The organism is Streptomyces longisporus, from assembly GCF_039532765.1.
Lineage (GTDB): Bacteria > Actinomycetota > Actinomycetes > Streptomycetales > Streptomycetaceae > Streptomyces > Streptomyces longisporus.
This window is the reverse complement of the sequence record NZ_BAAASG010000023.1, coordinates 150,793-171,829: the sequence shown is the minus strand read 5'-3', so window position 1 is coordinate 171,829 and position 21,037 is coordinate 150,793. Positions and strand designations below refer to the sequence as shown.

Below are 21,037 nucleotides of genomic sequence, written 5' to 3'. Positions count from 1 at the left end.
TGGGGACCACAGCGATGGTTATGTTCTTGTTCCTGGTCGTCGCTCTCGCCGTCGTGGTCGCCGCCGTGACACTGGCCGTGGTGGGTGGCGGGGAGGGCGAGGGCCCGTTGCCCGAGGTCGCCCCCGAGCGGCTGCAGGACCCGCTGCCGCTGGACCGGCCGGTCGGCCGCGCCGACGTCGACAGCCTCCGCTTCCCGCTCGCCGCCCGCGGCTACCGCATGGCGGACGTCGACGACGCCCTCAACCGCCTCGGCGCCGAACTCGCCGAGCGCGACGCCCGTATCGCCGACCTGGAGTCCGCACTGGCCGGCGCCCAGGCCGCCGCACACCACGTCTCCATGGACAAGCCGATGCAGGGCCAGGGGGAGCAGCAGTGAGCGACGGCACCGCCATCGCCGGCCCGGACGGTGCCCTGCGCTGCCCCTGGGCCCTGTCCACCGAGGACTACGTGGCGTACCACGACGAGGAGTGGGGCCGCCCGGTCCACGGGGACGACGCCCTCTACGAGCGCCTCAGCCTCGAAGCCTTCCAGTCGGGCCTGTCCTGGATCACCATCCTGCGCCGCCGCCCCGGCTTCCGCGCAGCCTTCGCCGACTTCCGCATCGCCAAGGTCGCCGCCTTCACGGAAACAGACCGCGCCCGTCTCCTCACCGACCCCGGCATCATCCGGAACCGAGCCAAGATCGACGCGACCCTGGCCAACGCACGGGTGCTGGCGGAGTGGGAGCCGGGCGAGCTGGACGGTTTCATCTGGTCGTACGCACCGGCTGCGGGCCCGGCCCCGAAGACCTTGGGGGACGTCCCGGCGGTCACGCCGGAGTCGACGGCCCTTTCGAAGGCCCTGAAGAAGCGAGGCCTCCGCTTCGTGGGGCCGACGACGGCGTACGCCTTGATGCAGGCGTGCGGCTTGGTGGACGATCACTTGGAAACCTGCGTTGCGAGACGCCCCCTTTAGGGGCGCGGGGCTGTATCGATATGCGGCTCCGCCGCGGGGCGCGACAAGCCACGACGTACCCGCACCCCGCAACGGCGCTCACCGCCCCAAGTACTTCGGCTTCTCCTTGTTCACAAACGCCTGCACCGCAATCACATGGTCCTCGGACGACCCCGCCCGAGTCTGCAGCTCGTCCTCCTTGTCCAGGGTCTCGGACAAGGTGTGCGAGAACCCGTAGGCCACCGCCTCCTTGATCGCCGCATACGCCACCGTCGGCCCCTCGGCCAACGCCCGAGCCACCTTCTCCGCCTCGGAGTGCAGCTCGCCGGCCGGCACCAGCCGGTTGGCGATCCCCAGCTCGTACGCCTCCTGCGCCTTGATGCTCCGCGGGAAGAGCAGCAGGTCGGCGGCGCGCCCGGGCCCGACGACCCGCGGCAGGGTCCAGGACATGCCGGAGTCGGCGGTCAGCGCGACCCCCGCGAAGGACGTGTTGAAGGCAGCGGTGTCCGCGACGACGCGGTAGTCCGCGGCGAGCGCGAGGCCGAAGCCGGCCCCGGCGGCCACCCCGTTCACCCCGGCCACCACCGGCTTCGGCATCCCGGCGATCGCCCGCACCACCGGGTTGTAGTGCTCCTTCACCGTGCTCATCGTCTGGCCGGACCCCGTCTCCCGGTCCTGCGCCAGCAGCCCGATGTGCTCCTTGAGGTCCTGCCCCACACAGAACGCCCGCTCCCCGGCGGCGGTCAGCAGCACCGCCCGTACGGCGTCGTCCTCGGCCGCGGAGCGAACCGCCTCCCGCAGGGCGACCTTCGTCGCGATGTTCAGCGCGTTCATCGCCTCGGGGCGGTTCAGCGTGATCGTCGCGAGTCCGTCGCTCACCTCGTAGAGCACGGTGTCGGCCATGGTGTGTCCCCTCGGCTGTCACGGTTCAGGCGTACCGGCCGGTACGCCCCTGTCCGTAGGACAGCATGGCGGAGATCGCCGCCGGGGGACCGCAGTGGACATGTGACCTGCGTCAAAGAATCCTGAACGGTTCCCGGACGGCGGAACTCCGTGCGGCCGCGCAGTATCGCAGCCACATCGCCGAATTGAGTGGTTTTGCTCGCGCGCGTTGCCCAAGCGATGCCGACTGATGTTGGTCATCGGGTCCTGAGATGCGGGATAATGGCTTGGAAGCAATGTGTTCGATGCCGGTGTCGCGTGTCCCACGCTGGACAGGCGTGCCCTGCCAGGGCCGTCGGCTTTGACGATGAGCTGGTTTCAGGAAGGGGAACGAGCATGGCGGCCATGAAGCCGCGGACGGGCGATGGCCCGCTCGAGGTGACCAAGGAGGGGCGGGGCATCGTCATGCGCGTTCCGCTCGAAGGCGGCGGTCGGCTCGTCGTCGAGCTGACCCCTGACGAGGCCGACGCGCTCGGCGACGCCCTCAAGAAGGTCGTCGGCTGACGCGGAAGCGACCATACCCTTTCAGCTGCCCCGGCATCCAAGTGGTGCCGGGGTCGCTGTTTCCCGGCCCTTCCCCGCTCGCTCCCCGGCCTCTCACCGCTTGACCGCGACCCTTCACCGCTTGACCGCGCACAGCAGTCCGTCCCCCACCGGCAGCAGTGACGGCACCAGCTCCTGGCTCTCGCGCACCGCGCGCAGCAGCTCCCGCAGGCGCAGCACCTCCGTGGGCTGCGGGCCCGAGTCCACCGTGCGGCCGTTGGCGAAAACGCCCTCGAAGACCACCAGGCCACCGGGGCGCAGCAGGCGCAACGATTCAGCGAGATAGTCGAGGAATTCCAGGCGGTCGCCGTCGCAGAAGACGAGGTCGTAGCCGGCGTCCGCGAGCCGGGGCAGTACGTCCAGGGCGCGGCCCGGGATGAAGCGGGCGCGGTTGCTGGCGAAACCGGAGGCGCGGAAGGCCTGGCGGGCGAACTGCTGGTGTTCGGGCTCGGGGTCCACCGTGGTCAGCACCCCGTCCGGGCGCATGCCGTGCAGCAGATGGATGCCGGAGACGCCGGTGCCGGTGCCGATCTCCGCCACCGCCTTCGCGTCCACCGAAGCCGCCAGCAACCGCAGCGCGGAGCCCGTGCCGGGCGACACCGAGCGCAGGCCCGCCTCACGGGCCCGGTCGCGGGCCCAGCGCAGCACTTCGTCCTCGGCGACGTAGGCGTCGGCGAACGCCCAGCTCGTCTGCCGGTTGCCGGTAATGACCCTCTCCTGTCCCCGTGGTTGCCTGGGCGTGACTGTATCCGTTGGGCCCGGGAACCCGCAGATGGGACCGGGCGTTTAGAGGGGTAGGAGACGGCACGGGGGGACACAGTTGGATCACGATGAGGGGCGGCGGCCCGAGCAACTGCAGCAGCAGGGGGCCGAGCGGTATCAGCCCAGATCAAATTCTCGTAAAACCGCTTATCCGGAGCTAACGGGCGAGGTGGCTATGGTAGGGGCTCCACTGGACACCACCAGAGCCGACAGGGGAGGTGCGGCCGCGCCTGTGGATCGGGGAGGAGTGCTGCGGCGCTTTCTCGGGTCGGCAGGCAGGCCGAAATCCGTGAACGACACCGCTGCTGACCCCAGCCACGCCGCTGACCACGCCCAGACCGCGACCTTCTCCACCGACGCGGACGGGCAGGCGTGGACTCCGCCCACCTGGGAGGAGATCGTCAGCACCCACAGTGGCCGCGTCTACCGACTTGCCTACCGCCTGACGGGCAACCAGCACGACGCCGAGGACCTCACCCAGGAGGTCTTCGTCCGCGTCTTCCGGTCCCTGTCGACCTACACGCCGGGCACCTTCGAGGGCTGGCTGCACCGGATCACCACCAACCTCTTCCTGGACATGGTCCGCCGCAAGCAGCGCATCCGCTTCGACGCCCTGGGCGACGACGCGGCCGAGCGGCTGCCGAGCCGCGAGCCCTCGCCCCAGCAGGTCTTCAACGACGCCCACTTCGACGCGGACGTCCAGCAGGCCCTCGACACCCTCGCGCCCGAGTTCCGCGCCGCGGTCGTCCTGTGCGACATCGAAGGACTGTCGTACGAGGAGATCGCCGCGACCCTCGGCGTCAAGCTCGGCACGGTCCGCTCCCGGATCCACCGCGGCCGCTCGCAGCTGCGCAAGGCTCTCGCGCACCGTTCGCCGGAGGCCCGGGCCTCCGAGCGCCGCTCCTTCGTGCCTCGTGTGCCCGCACTGGGGGGAGGGGGCGCGACCGCGTGAGTGGAACACGACCCAGCCCCGCCGAGAGGCGTCTGGCCGAGCAGCATCTGGGAGACCGACTCTCCGCCCTGGTGGACGGAGAGCTCGGTCATGAGTCGCGCGAGCGTGTCCTCGCCCACCTGGCCACCTGCGCCAGGTGCAAGGCGGAGGCCGATGCGCAGAGGCAGTTGAAGAACGTGTTCGCGGAGGCGGCTCCGCCGCCGCCCTCCGAGAGTTTCCTGGCCCGGCTGCAGGGCCTTCCGGGGGGAGGTGATCCGGACGGCGGTGGCTCGCCGTTCGGCGGGGGAGGACTCCTCGGCGCGGCCCCCGGAAGACCGGGCGTCGCCGGGGTCTTCGGCCTGAAGCGCGGTGAGCGCTTCGAGTTCGACTACGTCCCCTCCTCTTCCTCGCACGCCCCGATGCTGCCGCCGTCCGCGGAACGCGGCTTCCGCATACACGACGTCAGCCGGCACGAGGCCGAGCGGTCGGCCTCACGCGGGATGCGGTTCGCATTCGTCGCCGCCGGTGCGGTGTCGCTCGCCGCGGTCGCGCTGGGCGGCATCACGGCGGGCACCCCGGTCGACACCACGGACGCACGCGGTGGCACGGGGGCGGGCAGCAATGTGACCCCGATGCGTACGCAGGGGACGGGCGCCGCCACGGCCCCCGAGACCCAGCGGCGCCGTGGCGTCGGCCCGCTGCTCGCGCAGGGGCGGCAGTCGCTCGGTGACGCCCCGGTGGCCCCGACCGAGGTGTCCGCACCGCTGCTGCCGGGGGTACCGAGCCCTGCCGGTGCGGCGCAGACCATGCACGCGCTGACCACCCCCGTGATGGCGGGTGCCGCAGTGATGTCCCCGCTGATACGTCCGCTGACCGCGACCCCGCTGCTCACCCTGACCTCCTGGTCCGCGGCCCCCGAGGTCTCGTCCCACGGGCTGCTGGCCGCACCCCTGCCCGACACGGCCTCCGCTCCCCCCTCCCCCCACCCCTCCCGCTGACCGGCCCCTGCGCGACGGCCCGCGAACCTGGTTGAATCCGTGGTGGACCGCGTCCACGGCAGTCAGCCGCGCGCGGAGTCGACAACCGTGGCCACCGCCGACGAGGCCTGCCGCGTCGTGGCCAGCTGTGGGGAGAGCATGAACGAGGGGAAGCCCACGAAGCCGAAGTGGTGGAACCGCCCACGCCCGCAGACCCCTGCGGCGCCCGCACCGGAGGCGGCGGGGTCGCCGGAGGCTGCGCTGGGTTCGACGGCGGTCGCGGATGCCGCGGCGCTCGCAGCGGAGGCGGCGGCGCCCGCATCGGAGGCGGGGTCGCCGGAGGCTGCGCTGGGTTCGACGGCGGTTGCGGATGCCGCGGCGCTCGCAGCGGAGGCGGGGTCGCCGGAGGCTGGGCTGGGTTCGACGGCGGTTGTGGATGCCGCGGCGCTCGCATCGGAGGCGGCGGGGTCGCCGGAGGCTGGGCTGGGTTCGACGGCGGTTGTGGATGCCGCGGCGCTCGCATCGGAGGCGGCGGGGTCGCCGGAGGCTGCGCTGGGTTCGACGGCGGTTGTGGATGCCGCGGCGCTCGCATCGGAGGCGGCGGGGTCGCCGGAGGCTGCGCTGGGTTCGACGGCGGTTGTGGATGCCGCGGCGCCCGCTGCCGGTTCGCCGAAGTCCGGGGATACGACTCCGGATTCGCCGGAGGCTGCGGCTGCGGCCGCGGGCTCGACGGGAGGCGTCGACGCCGCGGCCGGATCGATTCGGGCTGTGGAGGGGGTTTCGGATCCAACGGCGGCCGCGGGCTCGACGGCGGTCGCCGACGCCGCGGCCGTGGATGCGGCGCCGCGACCCGTGGCCGGGGCGGCGGCGGGGGACGGCAGGGCGGCCCTGGCACATGACGGTGCCGACGGCGACTTCGAGTTGGAGCCGCCGGCCGGGGGTCGCGGCGGGACGGCCGCCTCCGAGGCCGCCGAGGAGCCGGGCGCCGGCGGCGACCGTGCGGTCGTCCCCGACGGTGACTTCGAACTGGGCCGGCCGGAAGGTTTTTCCGCTGACCGCGCGGCCGTTGCCGAGGGCGAGGACGCAGCCGGAAAGGTCGAGCCGGGGCGTCACGACGGTGACTTCGAGTTGAGGGCTCCGCAGGATACGGCCGGGGCCGCGGGCGGCCTCGCCGCCGCGGAGCCCGGTGCGCAGGAGCCCCGCACCGGAGGCGACTTCGAGCTGGACCCGCCCGCCGAGGCGGTTCCCTTCCCGGACGAGGCCTCCACTCCGCCCTCCGCCGAGCGTCCACGACCGCTGCACGACCCCGACCCCTACAGCACCCCGCCGTACGGCGAGCCCGGCCCCTGGGCCCCCGCTCCGCCGGTACAGCACCCGGCGGCCAGAGCCGCGCAGGGCACGGCGATACCGACGCCGACACCGCCCCACGCCACACCGCCGTCGGCCCCCACCCCGCCCGTCGCGGGTGCCCCCACCCCCCTGGCAGACCCCGGACCCCCGGCCGTCCCGGCACTCCTCTCCGCCCCCTGGCAGAACTACGACCCCTGGGCTCCCGGCCCCCTCCAGCAGACCGGGGCTGCTGTCGAGGGAGAGGGCAAGCGGCGTCGGCGCGTGCGCAGGCGGCTGGTGGGGGGTGCTGTGGTGCTGGCGCTCGTGTCCGGTGGGGTCGGTGGGGGGATCGGGGCGTACCTCGAACGCAACGGGGGCGTGGGGGGCGTAGAGCTGCCGCAGGCCGGGAAGGAGCCCGCCGGCCGGGCTCCGGGCAGTGTGGCCGGGATCGCCGCGCGGGCCCTGCCCAGTGTGGTGACCCTGCATGTGACCGGCGCCGACGAGTCCGGCACCGGGACCGGGTTCGTGCTCGACGACCAGGGTCACATCCTCACCAACAACCACGTCGTCGAACCGGCCGCCGGGTCGAACGGCGCCACCGGCGAGATATCCGTGACCTTCAACAGCGGCGACACCGCCAAGGCCACCGTCGTGGGCCGGGACAGCGGCTACGACCTCGCCGTCGTGAAGGTCAGCAATGTGCACGGACTCAAGCCCATGGCCCTCGGCAACTCCGACAACGTCCAGGTCGGCGACCCCGTCGTCGCCATCGGCGCCCCCTTCGACCTGGAGGGCACCGTCACCTCGGGCATCATCAGCGCCAAGGAACGCCCCATCACCGCCGGCGGCGACAGCTCCGACGGCAGCGATGTGTCGTACGTCGACGCGCTGCAGACCGATGCGCCGATCAACCCCGGCAACTCCGGCGGGCCCCTCCTCGATTCGAAGGCCCGTGTCATCGGCATCAACTCCGCCATCCGCTCCGCCGACAGCAGCTCCGACGACAGCGGCCAGGCCGGTTCCATCGGGCTCGGCTTCGCCATCCCCGTCAACCAGGCCAAGCGGGTCGCCGAGGAACTCATCAACACCGGCAAGGCCACCCACCCCGTCATCGGCGTCACCCTGGACATGGACTACTCCGGCGACGGCGCCCGCGTCGGCAGCAAGGCCTCCGGCGGCGGCCCCGCCGTCAGCAAGGGCGGCCCGGGCGACAAGGCCGGCATCAAGGCGGGCGACATCATCACCTCGGTGGACGGCGAGCGTGTGCACTCCGGCGAGGAGCTGATCGTCAAGACCCGCGCCCACCGCCCCGGCGACCTCCTGGAGCTGACCGTGCGGCGCGACGGCAAGGAGAAGAAGGTCTCGCTGGTGCTCGGTTCCGCCGACGGCGACTGATGGACACCAACCTCACAGGTACGACCCCCAACCACCGCCCACAAGGCAAACAACCCCCAAAACCGCGCAGGAAGACGCACGCGGAAACCCCGGGACAGTACCGGTCGTACGGGATCGCCGGGTACCGTGGATCCGGCCCGGACCACGGAAGACCCGCACAGACCACCGAGGGCCGAGGACCGAGGACATCGCAAGGAGCTTCAGGTGTTCAATGACATAGGACCGCTCGAGCTGGTGACGCTCGTTGTCCTTGCCGTGCTCGTCTTCGGTCCGGACAAGCTCCCGAAGTTCATTCAGGACGTCACACGGACGATCCGCAAGATCCGTGAGTTCTCGGAGAGCGCGAAGCAGGACATCCGCAGCGAACTGGGCCCGGAGTTCAAGGACTTCGAGTTCGAGGATCTCAACCCCAAGACGTTCGTCCGCAAGCACCTGGACAACGACGAACTGGGACTCAAGGAGATCCGCAACGGCTTCGACCTGAAGAAGGAGATGGCCGAGGTCACGGACGCCGTCCACGGCACCGAAGCGCCGTCCTCCTCGTCGTCCTCGTCCCCCTCTCCCTCCTCGTCCTCCGGTTCCACCGGCGGCCGCGTCGACATGACGAAGAAGCCCGAGGAAGACGACCGCCCGCCGTTCGACGCGGACGCCACCTGAGCCGTACGCCCCGGCTGATCCCCTGCGCCGTACCCGCGCCGCACGTGACGCGTTTCATAGTCCACGGCGCCCCTGCACGGCCTGAAACCCGCCCTCTGCGCGACCCACGCGCCCGGCGGTTTCCGTGCTGTCCTCAGCGGGGTGGCTATGCTGCCGAGTTGTTGTGCGGACCGTACTTCGAGGAGTAACGCCGCCCGAAGGGGGGCGGGCCGCTCCGGTCCGATGAGAACGAGGAGGCGTCCGGGCACATGGAGACGACGAGTCAGGCGGTCGCGCAGGCGCCGGCTGCGGAGGGACAGGAACAGCTGCCCTCCGCCCGGCGTACGGTCGACGGCTACCTGCTGGCGCCCTTCCCGTGGTACGGCCTCGACGAGGCCTTCACGGGCCCGCGCTGGCTGATGCAGGTCGGGACGGCGGCCGACGACGCCGTCGAACACGGTTCGATCGGACACGGCGACGAGCCCTCCGTGAAGAACGAGTACGCGGTCGGGACGGCCGGCGAGCCCAAGGAGAAGTTCGCGGTCGTGGTCACGGTCGCCGCCAACCCCGTGCGGCGCAGCGCCGACGGCACGGGGCTCCTGGAGGCCACCTCGGTGTCCTCGGCGGCCTGGCTCGCGGGTGTGGGGCTGCTGTCCTTCACCTGGCCGGGGCAGATGGACCACTCCCTGCGCGACGACTGGCTGGAGCAGCAGACCGAGACGGCCTGGGCCCTCGCGGACGACCTGGCCGGTCCTGACTGGTCGACGCTGTCGCTGCCGGTGGACGGCGTCCCGACGCCGTTCCACTACCGCGAGTCCGAGTTCGGCTGGGTCCTGGCGGGTTCCACGCAGCAAGGGGTGCACGTGGGGGCGTACGGGAGAGGCATGAGCGCATACGGCCTGGGCTTCGCCATGATCAAGGACATCAGCACGTACGCCTAGCCGGGGACACGGCAGAGGGGGCGCCGTCCGGCCGGACGGCGCCCCCTCTGCCGTAGGAGCCCTAGAACTTGTTCTTCGGGGTGATCCCCAGTGACAGGCCCGAAAGGCCGCGCTGGCGGCCGCCCAGCTTGCCCGCGATGCCCCGCAGGGCCGCACCCGCCGGGGAGTCGGGGTCGGTCAGGACCACCGGCTTGCCCTCGTCGCCCCCCTCGCGCAGGCGGACGTCGATCGGGATGGCGCCGAGGACCGGGACGGTCGCGCCGGTCGTGCGGGTGAGGCCGTCGGCGACCGTCTGGCCGCCGCCCGTGCCGAAGACGTCGACCATCTCGCCGCAGTGCGGGCAGGGCAGGCCGGACATGTTCTCGACCACGCCGACGATCTTCTGATGGGTCTGCACGGCGATCGAGCCGGCCCGCTCGGCGACCTCGGCGGCCGCCTGCTGCGGGGTCGTCACGACCAGGATCTCGGCGTTCGGGACCAGCTGGGCGACCGAGATGGCGATGTCGCCCGTGCCCGGCGGCAGGTCGAGGAGCAGGACGTCCAGGTCGCCCCAGTACACGTCCGCCAGGAACTGCTGCAGCGCGCGGTGGAGCATCGGGCCGCGCCACACCACCGGCGCGTTGCCCGGCGTGAACATGCCGATGGAGATGACCTTCACACCGTTGGCCGAAGGCGGCATGATCATGTTCTCGACCTGGGTGGGGCGCCCGTCAGCGCCCAGCATGCGCGGCACCGAGTGGCCGTAGATGTCGGCGTCGACGACACCCACCTTGAGGCCGTCGGCGGCCATCGCCGCCGCCAGGTTCACCGTCACCGAGGACTTGCCGACCCCGCCCTTGCCGGACGCGACCGCGTACACACGGGTCAGCGAGCCCGGCTTGGCGAAGGGCACCTCGCGCTCGGCCGTGCCGCCGCGCAGCGCGGCCGCCAGCTCCTTGCGCTGCTCGTCGCTCATGACGTCGAGGGTGACGTCGACGCGGGTGACGCCGTCGACCCGGGAGACCGCCTCGGTCACGCGCTGCGTGATGGTCTCGCGCATCGGGCAGCCGGAGACGGTCAGGTACACGGTGACCGCGACCGCCCCGTCCGCGCCGATCTCCACCGACTTCACCATCCCGAGCTCGGTGATGGGCCGGTTGATCTCGGGGTCGTTCACCGTCGCCAGTGCCTCGCGCACCGCGTCTTCGCTAGCCATAGGAACGATGGTACGGCTCGGTAGCCTGGGCCCGGAAAGCCCGTCAGCGGTCGTCTACGTCACGTCCGCGCGACCGTTCTGCCGGGAATACGGCATGTTCGTGGTGGCCGTCCTGCCGTCCCTCCAGTTCCTTGACCAGGTCCTGCAGCTCGGAGCGGATCCAGTCGCGGGTCGCCACCTCGCCGAGGCCGATGCGCAGAGCGGCGATCTCGCGGGTCAGATACTCGGTGTCGGCGATGGAGCGCTCGTTCTGCTTGCGGTCCTGTTCGAGGTTGACCCGGTCCCGGTCGTCCTGCCGGTTCTGCGCGAGCAGGATCAGCGGGGCCGCGTAGGAGGCCTGGAGCGACAGCATCAGGGTCAGGAAGATGAACGGGTAGTTGTCGAAGCGCAGCTCGTGCGGCGCGAAGACGTTCCACAGCACCCACGCGATGATGACGACCGTCATCCAGACGATGAACCGCCCGGTGCCCAGGAAGCGCGCGATGCGCTCCGAGAGCCGCCCGAAGGCCTCCGGGTCCCACTCGGGCAGGATCCGGCGGCGCGGCGGCCGCGGCTGGTCGAGGCGAGGGCGCGTGCGTGTGGTCGCCGTCGCACCCGCCGGGGTGCGCTCGCGGCCCATCTCGCGCTCAGGAGGCATGGGGGGCCGCCCCCTCGTCGTCCTCGAGGTGGAACTCGGTCTCCCGCCAGTCCTCGGGCAGCATGTGGTCCAGTACGTCGTCCACGGTCACCGCGCCGAGCAGCGACCCGGCCTCGTCGACGACGGGCGCCGCGACCATGTCGTACGCGGCGAAGAACCCGGCCACCAGGGGCAGCGCCGCGTCGGGGTCCAGGGGCTGCAGATCGTCGTCGATGATCGAGCTGACCAGGGTGTACGGCGGGTCGCGCAGCAGCCGCTGGAAGTGGACCGTGCCGAGGTACTTGCCGGTCGGCGTCTCGTCGGGCGGGCGGCAGACATAGACCTGCGCGGCGAGCGCCGGCGACAGATCGCGGTTGCGTACCCGCGCGAGGGCGTCGGCGACGGTCGCGTCGGGCCGCAGCACGATCGGCTCGGTCGTCATCAGACCGCCGGCCGTGTGCTCCTCGTACGACATCAGGCGCCGCATGTCGGCCGCGTCGGAGGGCTGCATCAGGCTCAGCAGCCGCTCCTTGTCGTCCTCGGGGAGCTCGGAGAGCAGGTCGGCCGCGTCGTCCGGGTCCATGGCCTCCAGGACGTCGGCGGCGCGCTCCTCCTTCAGCTTGCCGAGGATCTCGATCTGGTCGTCCTCGGGGAGCTCTTCGAGCACGTCGGCCAGGCGGTCGTCGTCGAGGGCGGCGGCGACCTCGGCGCGGCGCTTGGGGGAGAGGTGGTGCAGGACGTTCGCCAGGTCGGCGGGGCGCAGCTGCTCGAAGGTGGCGAGCAGACTCTCGGCGCCCTGCCCGTGCTCCTCCAGCGAGAAGCCGGTGACGGCCGACCACTCCACGGTCAGCGTCTCGCCCTTGACCCTACGGAAGGCGCCGCCCTTCTTGCCCTTGCGGACGAAGACACGGTCGACCTCCCAGTCCCGGCGGGCCGGGAGCTGCTGCACCGACACATCGAGGACGGTGACCTCCTCGCCGGTCTCCGCGAGTGTGACGCGCCGGTCGAGGAGTTCACCGAAGACGAGGCGCTCGGTGGGGCGCTGCTCGAAGCGGCGGACGTTGAGCACGCCGGTGGTGATGACCTGGCCGGACTCGATGCTGGTGATCCGGGTCATGGGCAGGAAGATGCGGCGCCGGCTGGGCAGTTCGACGACCAGCCCGAGCACGCGCGGGGGCCGCCGCCCGACGCGCAGCATGACGACCAGATCGCGCACACGGCCCACCTGGTCGCCGTTGGGATCGAAGGCGGCGACGCCGGCGAGGTGCGAGACGAAGATCCGGGGCGCGCCCGCTGCCATGGCTGCGGCTCCTTTGCGTACGGGTGTCCAGTGCTGCGTGTCGCTGCTGTGCATCTTTTCCGAATTGCCCGCTGGGATGGGCTTCAGGCTAGCCCGTACCCATCGGATCCGCCCTGGTGGAAGGTCCGGACGAACCGGCTCCGCTCGGCCGGAACGGCACCCGTTACTCTGCCGTACGCTGCTCGCGTCCCTCGACTGAAAGGCAGCCCCACCTGTGACTGCGATCGCCCTCGGCCGAACCCGTCGGACCTCGCTGGTGAGCGCGGTGTGCGCACTGGTCGTGACGGGGACGGGGCTGCTCGCGGGGTGCAGCGAGGACCCCGACGCGGGCACCAACGGGGTCGGCAAGCTGTCGGCCGGCAAGATCCAGTCGAAGACCAGGGCGGCCGCCGAATCCGCCGAAGCGGTGCGGCTCGCCGGGACCGTGGTGACCAACGGGCGGACGTACACGATCGACATGCGCCTGAAGTCCGGCGGCGGCAGCGGCTCGGTCACCTCCAAGGGGGTGGCCTTCGGGCTGCTGCGGATCGGCGAGCAGCTGTATCTGAAGGCCGGCGCGGAGTTCTGGAACCACGCGGACGGCAACACGTCGGCCGGGGGCTCACTCGACGGCAAGTATGTGAAGGTGCCGCAGGGCGACCCCTCGTACAAGAAGTTCAGCGGGTTCACGGACAAGGACGTCCTGCTCGACGGTCTGCTGACCCTGCACGGCACGCTCGCCACGGACGGCCACCACGAGCAGGCGGGCACCCGCACCATCCGCATCACCGGCGACCAGGGCTCCGGCGGCACCCTGGACGTGTCCCTGGAGGGCACCCCGTACCCCCTCCGCCTGCAACGCGCAGGCGGCGCCGGCACCCTCACCTTCTCCTCCTGGGGCAAGGACTTCCCCCTGACCCAGCCGAAGAAGGACGAGACGGTCGACTACGGCAAGAAACTCCCGACGTCGTGACCCCTGTGGGGGTCGCACAGCGCCCCGAAGGGGCTAGCGTCGGCGCTTCCGGAAGAGCAGCCGCGGCAACCCCGCAGGGATCGGCTGACGGGTCGTGGCCGGCGACGGCAGCGGCGCCTGAGCCAGACTGCCGTCGGGCAGCGGGCCCGACACCCCCGCGGGCTCGAGGCGGAGCACCCGGCACTCACGGGCCCAACGCGCCGTCATCGCCTCGCCGTCGGGCGCGTTCAGCCGCTTGCCCTTGAGCTCGGCGACGGCCGCCTCCCACTCCTCGGAACCCGGCGCCAGCTGCACGACCTTCGCCGGCCAGGATACCAGCCGCCCGCCCTTGTCCTTGCTGCGCACGGTCACCTCGGCGGAGCCGCCGTCGGCCAGCCCCGGCAGCGGCTGCTCACCCGGCCCGTCGCCGACGACGCAGGCGGCACCTTCGTGCCACACATGCCACAGCGCACGGGCCGCCGTACCGGCACCCTGGACCCAGATGAGGCCGGACTTCTTGGTGGCCTCCTCGACGAGGGCCTGGTCGAGCAGCTCGCTTGTCATGGGCCCAGCCTATCGAGGCGTCTCACAGCCAGCCGTTGCGCTTGAGCACCCGGTGGATGCCCACACACATGGCGACCGTGACGCTCAGCACCAGCGGGTAGCCGTACTTCCAGTGCAGCTCCGGCATGTAGTCGAAGTTCATGCCGTACACACCGGTCACCATCGTCGGTACGGCGATGATCGCGGCCCAGGCGGTGATCTTCCGCATGTCCTCGTTCTGCGCCACGGACGCCTGCGCGAGGTTGGCCTGGAGGATCGAGTTGAGCAGCTCGTCGAAGCCGATGACCTGCTCCTGGACCCGGGCGAGGTGGTCGGCGACGTCCCGGAAGTACTTCTGGATGTCGGGGTCGACCAGCCGCATGGGCCGCTCGCTCAGCAGCTGCATGGGGCGCAGCAGCGGCGCCACCGCCCGCTTGAACTCCAGCACCTCGCGCTTGAGCTGGTAGATCCGCGCCGAGTCCACACCGCGCGAGACACCGCCCCGGCGCCCCGGCGAGAACACCTCGGTCTCCACCTCGTCGATGTCGTCCTGGACGGCGTCCGCGACCGCGACATAGCCGTCGACGACATGGTCGGCGATCGCGTGCAGCACCGCCGAGGGGCCCTTGGCGAGCAGCTCGGGGTCGTCCTGCAGCCGGTGCCGCAGCGCCCGCAGGGAACCCTGGCCGCCGTGCCGGACGGTGATGAAGAAGTCCCGCCCGGTGAAGCACATGACCTCGCCGGTCTCCACGACCTCGCTGTTGGCGGTCAGCTGGTCGTGCTCGACGTAGTGGATGGTCTTGAAGACGGTGAACAGGGAGTCGTCGTACCGCTCCAGCTTGGGCCGCTGGTGGGCCTGGACGGCGTCCTCGACGGCCAGCGGGTGCAGCCCGAACTCGCGGGCGATACCGGCGAATTCGGCCTCGGTCGGCTCGTGCATCCCGATCCACACGAAGCCCCCGTCGCGGCGCACCAGGCGCATCGCCTCGTGCGGGGTCATCGGGTTGCCGGTGTCGACGCGGGCCCCGTCGCGGTAGACGGCGCAGTCGACGACCGCGGACGGCGTCGAAGGGTCGCGCGTCGTGTCGTACACGCCGGTGTCCTTGCGCAGGGAGATGCGGGACGGCCGGACCGCGGCGCGGAGGTCACGGATCATCGACATGGCTGGCTCCTTCGTGACAGGCAACGCAAGGCGCCGACGACGGGTGGAACTGCCCGGAATGGGGACGTCCTGACTTCGCGTGTTTGGCACGTCCACAAAGCGGGGAGCACCGCACCATCGCGGTGGCGAGCTTCGTTACTGATTCAGATCAGACAGATCAGGCACAACGAAGTGCTCTTCCGCAGGAAGACGTGAGCGTGAAAGGCGGCGGTCAGCCGGAGCCGGATCAGCTGTATCAGCGGCGGGAAGAGCGAGTGGTACTGCACGGGTGACTTCGATCCATGACAGCCCCACCTCCTCCGGCCGGTCCCTCGTAAGGGAGTCTCAATCGGCGTCGGGACTCGATCGCGACGCCTCGGCGTGCTGCCCGAACGACCGGGCCAGAGTATCAGTCGCCCAAACTGTCAAGGTGCCGCTTTGCCCGGTGCTGACGAGTTCTATGCTCGCCGCATGGTTGATGTTCTCCCCCTCGTCGAGGCCCGGTTGCGCAGCGCGCTGGGCGAACCGGACGCCCGCGCGGCGGTCACGTTCCTGGGCACGGACCGCATCGAGGTACTGCGTTTCCGGGACGACTCCGGGGACGGGGGCATCGTCCGCTACGCCACCCTCGGCATGTCCGCACAGCCGATGAGCGACCCCACCGCGGTGCTCGCCGACCCGGTCAAGGGCCCGCGCGCGGAGTTGATCCTCTCGGTGCGCGGCGGCCTCGCGGACACCGACAAGGCGCTGCGCCCGCTCGCCGTGCTCGCCGCGTCCCCGCAGGTCGAGGGCGTGATCGTGGCGCCGGGTGCCTCGCTCGACGTCGGCGAACCCCTGTGGCCCGGTGCCCCGTTCAGTTCCGTGCTGGTCGCCGAGCCGGGCGGCCTGGTCGAGGACCTCGATCTCGACGAGCCTCTGGATCCGGTGCGCTTCCTGCCCCTGCTGCCCATGACGGCGAACGAGGCCGCCTGGAAGCGCGTGCACGGCGCCCAGGCCCTCCAGGAGCGGTGGCTGACGAACGGCACGGACCTGAGGGATCCGTCCCGCAGGTCCGTCCCGCTGGACTGAACGCCGAGTGAGCAAGCTCACCAACACACGGCCACGAGCGGTCAGTTGGCAAAGGCCGCGGCACCGCACATGCCGAACCGGTGGTGAGGGTTCCGGTGAAGGGTTCCGTCCGGACGGGTGATCGTCCTTGACGTGGCGGAGCGGGGGTAGGACCGTGGGGCCCTATGAGGGGCGAACCCAGTTGCCCGAAGTGTGGTGGCCGGGTCAGGGCTCCCGGACTCTTCTCCGACACCTGGCAGTGCGATGTGCACGGCACCGTGCATCCGCTGCAGCCCGTGATCCCGCCCAGCGTCGAGGCCCTCAGCGTGGTGGTGCATCGCACGCAGGTGCCGGTGTGGATGCCGTGGCCGCTGCCGATCGGCTGGCTGTTCACGGGCGTGGCCTGCGCGGGTGACGACCGCCATGGCGGCCGCGCCACCGCCGTGGCGTGCTCGGGCCCGGGACCGCTCGGTGGCATAGGGGAGCTGATCCTGGTCGCCGAGGAACTCGGGGTGGGGCTCGGTGCGCGGTACGCGGGAATCGACGGTCCGGACCCGGGGCCGTACATGAACGTGGAGAAGCCCGCTCAGGCGAAGGTGCTGGCCGGCGGGCGGCCCACCCCGCTGTGGCATGTCGCCGGCAGCCCCGACGACCGGGCGGTGTTCGCGGGCGAGGCGCGGGGGCTGTGGCTGTGGGCGGTGGTGTGGCCCGAGCAGTCCGGGTTGCTGATGTACGACGAGCTGGTGCTGACGGATTTGCGGGATGCGGGGGCGGAGGTCGAACTGGTGCCCTGCGGGGCGCTGTCGCCGCGCTTGCTTGAGCCGTAGCGCCGGGTCGCTGCGCTTGCTTGAGCCGTGCGCCCACCGGGGCAGGGGTGCTGGTTTGTGGGCGGCTGCGGGTTGTCTGTGGCTTGTCGGGCCACGCGGCGGACCCGCAGATCGAAACAGCCCCGCGCCCCTGGGCGGCGGTTTCGGTAGGGGGCGATCGGGCTGTGCGGGTGTGACAGGGGACGTTGAAAATCCGGTTATCCTTGAGCGGTCCCTTTCGTGCCGTCACCGCTTGGAGTCTGCGTAGTGCGTATCGATCTGCACGCCCACTCCACTGCTTCCGACGGTACGGACACCCCGGCTGAGCTGGTGCGGAATGCTGCCGCGGCCGGGCTGGACGTGGTGGCGTTGACCGATCACGACACCACTCGGGGGTATGCCGAGGCGATCGCCGCGGTGCCGGCGGGTCTCACGCTGGTCACCGGTGCCGAGTTGTCCTGCCGGGTCGACGGCATCTCCATGCACATGCTCGCCTACCTCTTCGATCCCGAGGAGCCGGCGCTGCTCGCCGAGCGGGAGCTGGTGCGGGACGACCGGGTGCCACGGGCCAAGGGCATGGTCGCCAAGCTGAACGGGCTGGGCGTGCCGGTCACCTGGGAGCAGGTCGAGCGGATCGCCGGGGGCGGTTCCGTCGGGCGGCCGCATGTCGCGACCGCGCTCGTGGAGCTGGGCGTCGTACCGACCGTGAGCGAGGCGTTCACCGGGGACTGGCTGGCCGACGGCGGGCGGGCCTTCGTCGAGAAGCACGAGACGGATCCCTTCGAGGCGATCCGGCTGGTCAAGGCCGCGGGCGGGGTCACCGTCTTCGCGCACCCGGGCGCCAGCAAGCGCGGCCGTACGGTGCCGGAGTCCACGATCGCCGAGATGGCCGCCGCCGGGCTCGACGGCATCGAGGTCGACCACATGGACCACGACGAGGAGACCAGGGCGCGGCTGCGCGGGCTGGCCAAGGAACTGGGGCTGCTGACCACCGGGTCCAGCGACTACCACGGCAGCCGGAAGACCTGTGTGCTCGGCGAGTACGTCACGGATCCCGAGGTCTACGGGGAGATCACGCGACGGGCGACCGGGGCGTTCCCGGTGCCGGGGACCGGCGGAGCCTGAGGAACCCCTCCACACCCCCCGTTCCCGTCCCTCACCTTTTCCTGCAAGGCGTGTAGCTCACCCATGTTCGACGTCGCCGTCTTCGGCTCCCTGTTCCTGACCCTTTTTGTCATCATGGATCCCCCCGGGATCACCCCGATCTTCCTTGCGCTGACCGCCGGGCGCCCCGGCAAGGTGCAGAAGCGGATGGCCTTCCAGGCCGTGTGCGTGGCGGGCGGTGTGATCACCGTCTTCGGGCTGCTGGGGCACCAGATCCTCAACTATCTGCATGTCTCCGTGCCCGCGCTGATGATCGCGGGCGGGCTGCTGCTCCTGCTCATCGCCCTCGACCTGCTCACCGGCAAGACCGACGAGCCGAAGCAGACCAAGGACGTCAATGTGGCGCTCGTACCGCTGGGCATGCCGCTGCTGGCCGGCCCCGGCGCCATCGTGTCCGTCATCCTCGCCGTCCAGAAGGCCGACAGCGTCGCCACGCAGACGTCGGTGTGGATGGCGATCCTCGCCATCCATGTCGTGCTGTGGCTGGTGATGCGGTATTCGCTGCTGATCATCCGGGTCATCAAGGACGGGGGCGTGGTCCTGGTGACGCGGCTCGCGGGCATGATGCTCTCCGCGATCGCCGTGCAGCAGATCATCAACGGCATCACGCAAGTGATCAAGGGCGCCTGAGCCCCGCGATGCGCCGGGCATGCGCAGAGCCCCCGCACGGCGTCGATGCCGTACGGGGGCTCTGAAGCTGCTGCGGTGATCCGCGTCGTGGTCGTTATGTCTTGGTCGTCACGTCTTCGCGTCGGTGTTAGGCGGCCGAGTCCTCGGCCGGACGGATCCAGAGGCGCTGCCCGATGGCCGCGGCCTGCTGAACGATCCGGTTGACGGAGGCGGCGTCCACGACGGTGCTGTCCACGGTCGTGCCGTCGACCTCGTCGAGTCGCATGATTTCGAAGCGCATGGCCTCTCCCTTCGTCTCGCTGTGTTCCATAGCAGTCAACGGGCTGCGTGTTACAAACATTCCCTACGCTAAAGAAATTTTTCGAACGTCTAACTACTCGGCGGTAAGGAACCGCCGAGGAGGCAGCGCAGACCGACCGGGACCAGTTGTGTTCGCAGCGTGACCGCCGGGACAATGAAGGCGATGAACGACGACCTCGCGGCCCTCAGCGCCCGCATCGACCGCACGAACGAGCTGCTGCAGCGCATGCTCGCCGAGGTGGCGAAGACGCCCTCGACCCATGCGATCTTCGTCGACGCGGGATACCTGTATGCGGCTGCGGGCCGGCTGGTGGCGGGGACGGAGGACCGGCGTGCCTTCGACCTGGACGCCGAGGGCCTGATCGAGGCGCTCATCGACCGGGCCCGCACGATCTTCGCGGACAGCCGGCTGCTCCGCGTCTACTGGTACGACGGCGCGCGCCGCCGCATCCACACCGCCGAGCAGCAGTCGATCGCCGAACTCCCCGATGTGAAGGTCCGGCTGGGCAACCTGAACGCCAACAACCAGCAGAAGGGCGTCGACTCGCTGATCAGGACGGACCTGGAGTCACTCGCCAGACACCGGGCGATCAGCGACGCGGCACTGCTGGGCGGCGACGAGGACCTGGTGTCGGCGGTCGAGGCGGCGCAGGGGTACGGGGCGCGCGTCCACCTGTGGGGCATCGAGGCACCCGAGGGGCGCAACCAGGCGGAGCCCCTGCTCTGGGAGGTCGACAGCCAGCGCACCCTCGACCTCGACTTCTTCAAGCCGTACGTCTCCCGGCGCACCGCGGCCGCCTACGAGGCCACCGCCGCCCGGCCCGGCCGTGAGGACGTCCGCTTCGTCGGCGCGCAGATCGCGGCGAAGTGGCTGGCCGCACGGGGCCGCGACTCCCTGGCGGAACTGCTGCCCGGCCACCCCTATCTGCCGGGCTCGGTGGACCAGGACCTGCTGGTGGAGGCGGAGGGACTGCTGCAGTACTCCCTGCGCGGCCAGGCGGACCTGCGGCGCGCCCTGCGGGACGGGTTCTGGGAGCACCTGCAGGGGCAGTACTAGCGGCTGCGCCTAGGGGAGGGCTTGCGCGCGGTCCCAGAAGTCCGCGAAGGCGCGCGCCGTGTCCAGGGGCCGGTCGGTGTTGGGGGAGTGTTCGGCGCCCTGGACGATGGTGCGGTGCGCGTGGAGGCGCAGCGCCATGTCGTCGAGCAGGGGCACCGGCCAGGTGTCGTCGCTGGAACCCGACAGGACGTGGAACGGCAGCGGCACGGCGGCCAGCTCGGCCACGCGGTCCGGTTCGACGCACAACTGGCGTCCCGTCGCGAGGAGTTGGGCCGGCTTGTTGCCGAGCCAGCGGCGCCGCAGGTCGTCCCGGTCGTCGAGGCCGCCGTCCAGTTCCCCGGGCTCGCCGGTCTCGGTCTCCTCCGGCGGCTCCATGGCCTGGATCGCCTCCCACACCTCGGCCATGTTCATCACGGCGAGAGCGTCACGGAGCAGCTTGACGCGCTGCTGCTGGGAGCCGGAGATCTGGGCGGGGCCGGAGGCCATGAGAGTGAGCGAGAGGAAGGGGGAGTGGTCCAGCAGGACCGCGGCCCGTGCGATCTGCCCGCCCAGGGAGTGGCCGACGAGGTGCACGGGGGTGCCGAGCGCGGCGGCCTGGGCGAGCACGTCCCGCGCCAACTCGTCCTGGGCGTAGGCCGATTGGTCGGTCTCCGGACCGTCGGACTCGTACTGCCCCCGTCCGTCCACCGCGACGGTGCGGTAACCGCGGGCCGCGAGCGGCTCGTGCAGCGGGTTGTAGTCCTCCTTGCTGCCGGTGAACCCGGGCAGCAGCAGCGCGGTTCCCTTGGCGGCGACACCGTCCGCCACGGGCGCGTCGACGACGGCGAATTCCCCGCGCGCGGTGCGCAGCGAGTACGCGCGGGCGCCGGGAGGCGGGGTGAAGGTCGGGGGCCTGCTCATGGGGTGAGGTTATCCGC

General features: G+C 71.1%; 23 protein-coding genes. 14 read left to right on the top strand and 9 right to left on the bottom strand.

The window, feature by feature from the left end:
* Positions 1-20 precede the first annotated feature (20 nt).
* Together ABD355_RS37275 and ABD355_RS37270 are read left to right on the top strand one after the other, a co-directional pair.
* The gene (locus ABD355_RS37275) at positions 21-377 is read left to right on the top strand and encodes a DivIVA domain-containing protein (RefSeq protein ID WP_425585832.1); all 357 of its coding nucleotides are present in this window, start codon (positions 21-23) and stop codon (positions 375-377) included.
* Positions 374-955, top strand: coding sequence for a DNA-3-methyladenine glycosylase I (locus ABD355_RS37270; RefSeq protein ID WP_344405459.1), 582 nt, complete (start codon positions 374-376; stop codon positions 953-955). Before ABD355_RS37275 ends, ABD355_RS37270 begins: the two co-directional genes overlap by 4 nt.
* 78 nt (positions 956-1,033) lie before the next feature.
* Here ABD355_RS37270 and chcB read toward each other — a convergent pair whose 3' ends face one another.
* On the bottom strand, positions 1,034-1,837 hold the full coding sequence (gene chcB / locus ABD355_RS37265; RefSeq protein WP_344405458.1) for a 2-cyclohexenylcarbonyl CoA isomerase: 804 nt from the start codon (positions 1,835-1,837) through the stop codon (positions 1,034-1,036).
* 375 nt (positions 1,838-2,212) lie between these two features.
* Here chcB and ABD355_RS37260 point away from each other — a divergent pair, with 375 nt between their 5' ends.
* The gene (locus ABD355_RS37260; RefSeq protein ID WP_003966491.1) at positions 2,213-2,380 is read left to right on the top strand and encodes a DUF3117 domain-containing protein; all 168 of its coding nucleotides are present in this window, start codon (positions 2,213-2,215) and stop codon (positions 2,378-2,380) included.
* Positions 2,381-2,494: 114 nt separating this feature from the next.
* Here the strand turns inward: ABD355_RS37260 and ABD355_RS37255 are convergent, their stop codons facing one another.
* Positions 2,495-3,127 (bottom strand): O-methyltransferase, encoded by a 633-nt coding sequence (locus tag ABD355_RS37255; protein WP_099931145.1) that lies wholly within the window; start codon positions 3,125-3,127, stop codon positions 2,495-2,497.
* Between the two features lie 301 nt (positions 3,128-3,428).
* Here ABD355_RS37255 and sigE point away from each other — a divergent pair, with 301 nt between their 5' ends.
* The 5 genes from sigE to ABD355_RS37230 all read left to right on the top strand — a co-directional run bounded on the left by sigE (position 3,429) and on the right by ABD355_RS37230 (position 9,390).
* Positions 3,429-4,133, top strand: coding sequence for an RNA polymerase sigma factor SigE (gene sigE, locus ABD355_RS37250; RefSeq protein WP_078912335.1), 705 nt, complete (start codon positions 3,429-3,431; stop codon positions 4,131-4,133).
* Positions 4,130-5,110 (top strand): anti-sigma factor family protein, encoded by a 981-nt coding sequence (locus ABD355_RS37245; protein WP_344405457.1) that lies wholly within the window; start codon positions 4,130-4,132, stop codon positions 5,108-5,110. The genes sigE and ABD355_RS37245 overlap by 4 nt, the downstream gene beginning before the upstream one ends.
* An 810-nt stretch (positions 5,111-5,920) precedes the next feature.
* On the top strand, positions 5,921-7,813 hold the full coding sequence (locus ABD355_RS37240) for a S1C family serine protease (protein ID WP_425585831.1): 1,893 nt from the start codon (positions 5,921-5,923) through the stop codon (positions 7,811-7,813).
* Positions 7,814-8,017: 204 nt separating this feature from the next.
* On the top strand, positions 8,018-8,470 hold the full coding sequence (locus ABD355_RS37235) for a sec-independent translocase (RefSeq protein ID WP_344405456.1): 453 nt from the start codon (positions 8,018-8,020) through the stop codon (positions 8,468-8,470).
* A 248-nt stretch (positions 8,471-8,718) separates the two neighbouring features.
* Positions 8,719-9,390, top strand: coding sequence for a hypothetical protein (locus tag ABD355_RS37230; RefSeq protein WP_344405455.1), 672 nt, complete (start codon positions 8,719-8,721; stop codon positions 9,388-9,390).
* A gap of 61 nt (positions 9,391-9,451) precedes the next feature.
* Here ABD355_RS37230 and ABD355_RS37225 read toward each other — a convergent pair whose 3' ends face one another.
* Genes ABD355_RS37225 through ABD355_RS37215 form a run of 3 tightly spaced genes read right to left on the bottom strand, consistent with a single transcriptional unit; the run spans position 9,452 to position 12,501 of the window.
* A complete protein-coding gene (locus tag ABD355_RS37225; RefSeq protein WP_099931150.1) occupies positions 9,452-10,585 on the bottom strand; it encodes an Mrp/NBP35 family ATP-binding protein in 1,134 nt (377 codons plus the stop codon).
* Between the two features lie 43 nt (positions 10,586-10,628).
* Entirely contained in the window at positions 10,629-11,222 is a 594-nt protein-coding gene (locus ABD355_RS37220; RefSeq protein WP_344405454.1) for a DUF1003 domain-containing protein, read from the bottom strand.
* Entirely contained in the window at positions 11,212-12,501 is a 1,290-nt protein-coding gene (locus tag ABD355_RS37215) for a magnesium transporter MgtE N-terminal domain-containing protein (protein WP_344405453.1), read from the bottom strand. Before ABD355_RS37215 ends, ABD355_RS37220 begins: the two co-directional genes overlap by 11 nt.
* 214 nt (positions 12,502-12,715) lie before the next feature.
* On the opposite strand from ABD355_RS37215, the gene ABD355_RS37210 reads away from it, so the two are divergent.
* Positions 12,716-13,453, top strand: coding sequence for a hypothetical protein (locus ABD355_RS37210; protein ID WP_344405452.1), 738 nt, complete (start codon positions 12,716-12,718; stop codon positions 13,451-13,453).
* 33 nt (positions 13,454-13,486) lie between these two features.
* On the opposite strand, the gene ABD355_RS37205 is transcribed toward ABD355_RS37210, so the two are convergent.
* On the bottom strand, positions 13,487-13,996 hold the full coding sequence (locus ABD355_RS37205; RefSeq protein ID WP_344405451.1) for a hypothetical protein: 510 nt from the start codon (positions 13,994-13,996) through the stop codon (positions 13,487-13,489).
* Between the two features lie 22 nt (positions 13,997-14,018).
* Positions 14,019-15,137 carry a magnesium and cobalt transport protein CorA gene (locus ABD355_RS37200; protein WP_344405449.1) on the bottom strand — a complete coding sequence of 373 codons (1,119 nt, stop codon included), beginning with the start codon at positions 15,135-15,137 and terminating at the stop codon, positions 14,019-14,021.
* A gap of 450 nt (positions 15,138-15,587) precedes the next feature.
* Here ABD355_RS37200 and ABD355_RS37195 point away from each other — a divergent pair, with 450 nt between their 5' ends.
* From ABD355_RS37195 to ABD355_RS37180, 4 genes are all read left to right on the top strand, one after another.
* Positions 15,588-16,184, top strand: a complete 597-nt coding sequence (locus tag ABD355_RS37195) for a suppressor of fused domain protein (protein WP_344405447.1) — start codon at positions 15,588-15,590, stop codon at positions 16,182-16,184.
* 164 nt (positions 16,185-16,348) lie between these two features.
* The gene (locus ABD355_RS37190) at positions 16,349-16,990 is read left to right on the top strand and encodes a DUF6758 family protein (protein WP_344405446.1); all 642 of its coding nucleotides are present in this window, start codon (positions 16,349-16,351) and stop codon (positions 16,988-16,990) included.
* 246 nt (positions 16,991-17,236) lie between these two features.
* The gene (locus ABD355_RS37185) at positions 17,237-18,094 is read left to right on the top strand and encodes a PHP domain-containing protein (RefSeq protein WP_344405445.1); all 858 of its coding nucleotides are present in this window, start codon (positions 17,237-17,239) and stop codon (positions 18,092-18,094) included.
* 63 nt (positions 18,095-18,157) lie between these two features.
* On the top strand, positions 18,158-18,763 hold the full coding sequence (locus tag ABD355_RS37180) for a MarC family protein (RefSeq protein WP_115906088.1): 606 nt from the start codon (positions 18,158-18,160) through the stop codon (positions 18,761-18,763).
* Between the two features lie 127 nt (positions 18,764-18,890).
* Here the strand turns inward: ABD355_RS37180 and ABD355_RS37175 are convergent, their stop codons facing one another.
* Positions 18,891-19,043, bottom strand: a complete 153-nt coding sequence (locus tag ABD355_RS37175; protein ID WP_344405444.1) for a hypothetical protein — start codon at positions 19,041-19,043, stop codon at positions 18,891-18,893.
* Positions 19,044-19,226: 183 nt separating this feature from the next.
* Here ABD355_RS37175 and ABD355_RS37170 point away from each other — a divergent pair, with 183 nt between their 5' ends.
* Positions 19,227-20,120 (top strand): NYN domain-containing protein, encoded by an 894-nt coding sequence (locus ABD355_RS37170; protein ID WP_180292244.1) that lies wholly within the window; start codon positions 19,227-19,229, stop codon positions 20,118-20,120.
* A gap of 9 nt (positions 20,121-20,129) precedes the next feature.
* On the opposite strand, the gene ABD355_RS37165 is transcribed toward ABD355_RS37170, so the two are convergent.
* Entirely contained in the window at positions 20,130-21,020 is an 891-nt protein-coding gene (locus tag ABD355_RS37165; RefSeq protein ID WP_344405442.1) for an alpha/beta fold hydrolase, read from the bottom strand.
* Positions 21,021-21,037: the final 17 nt, after the last annotated feature.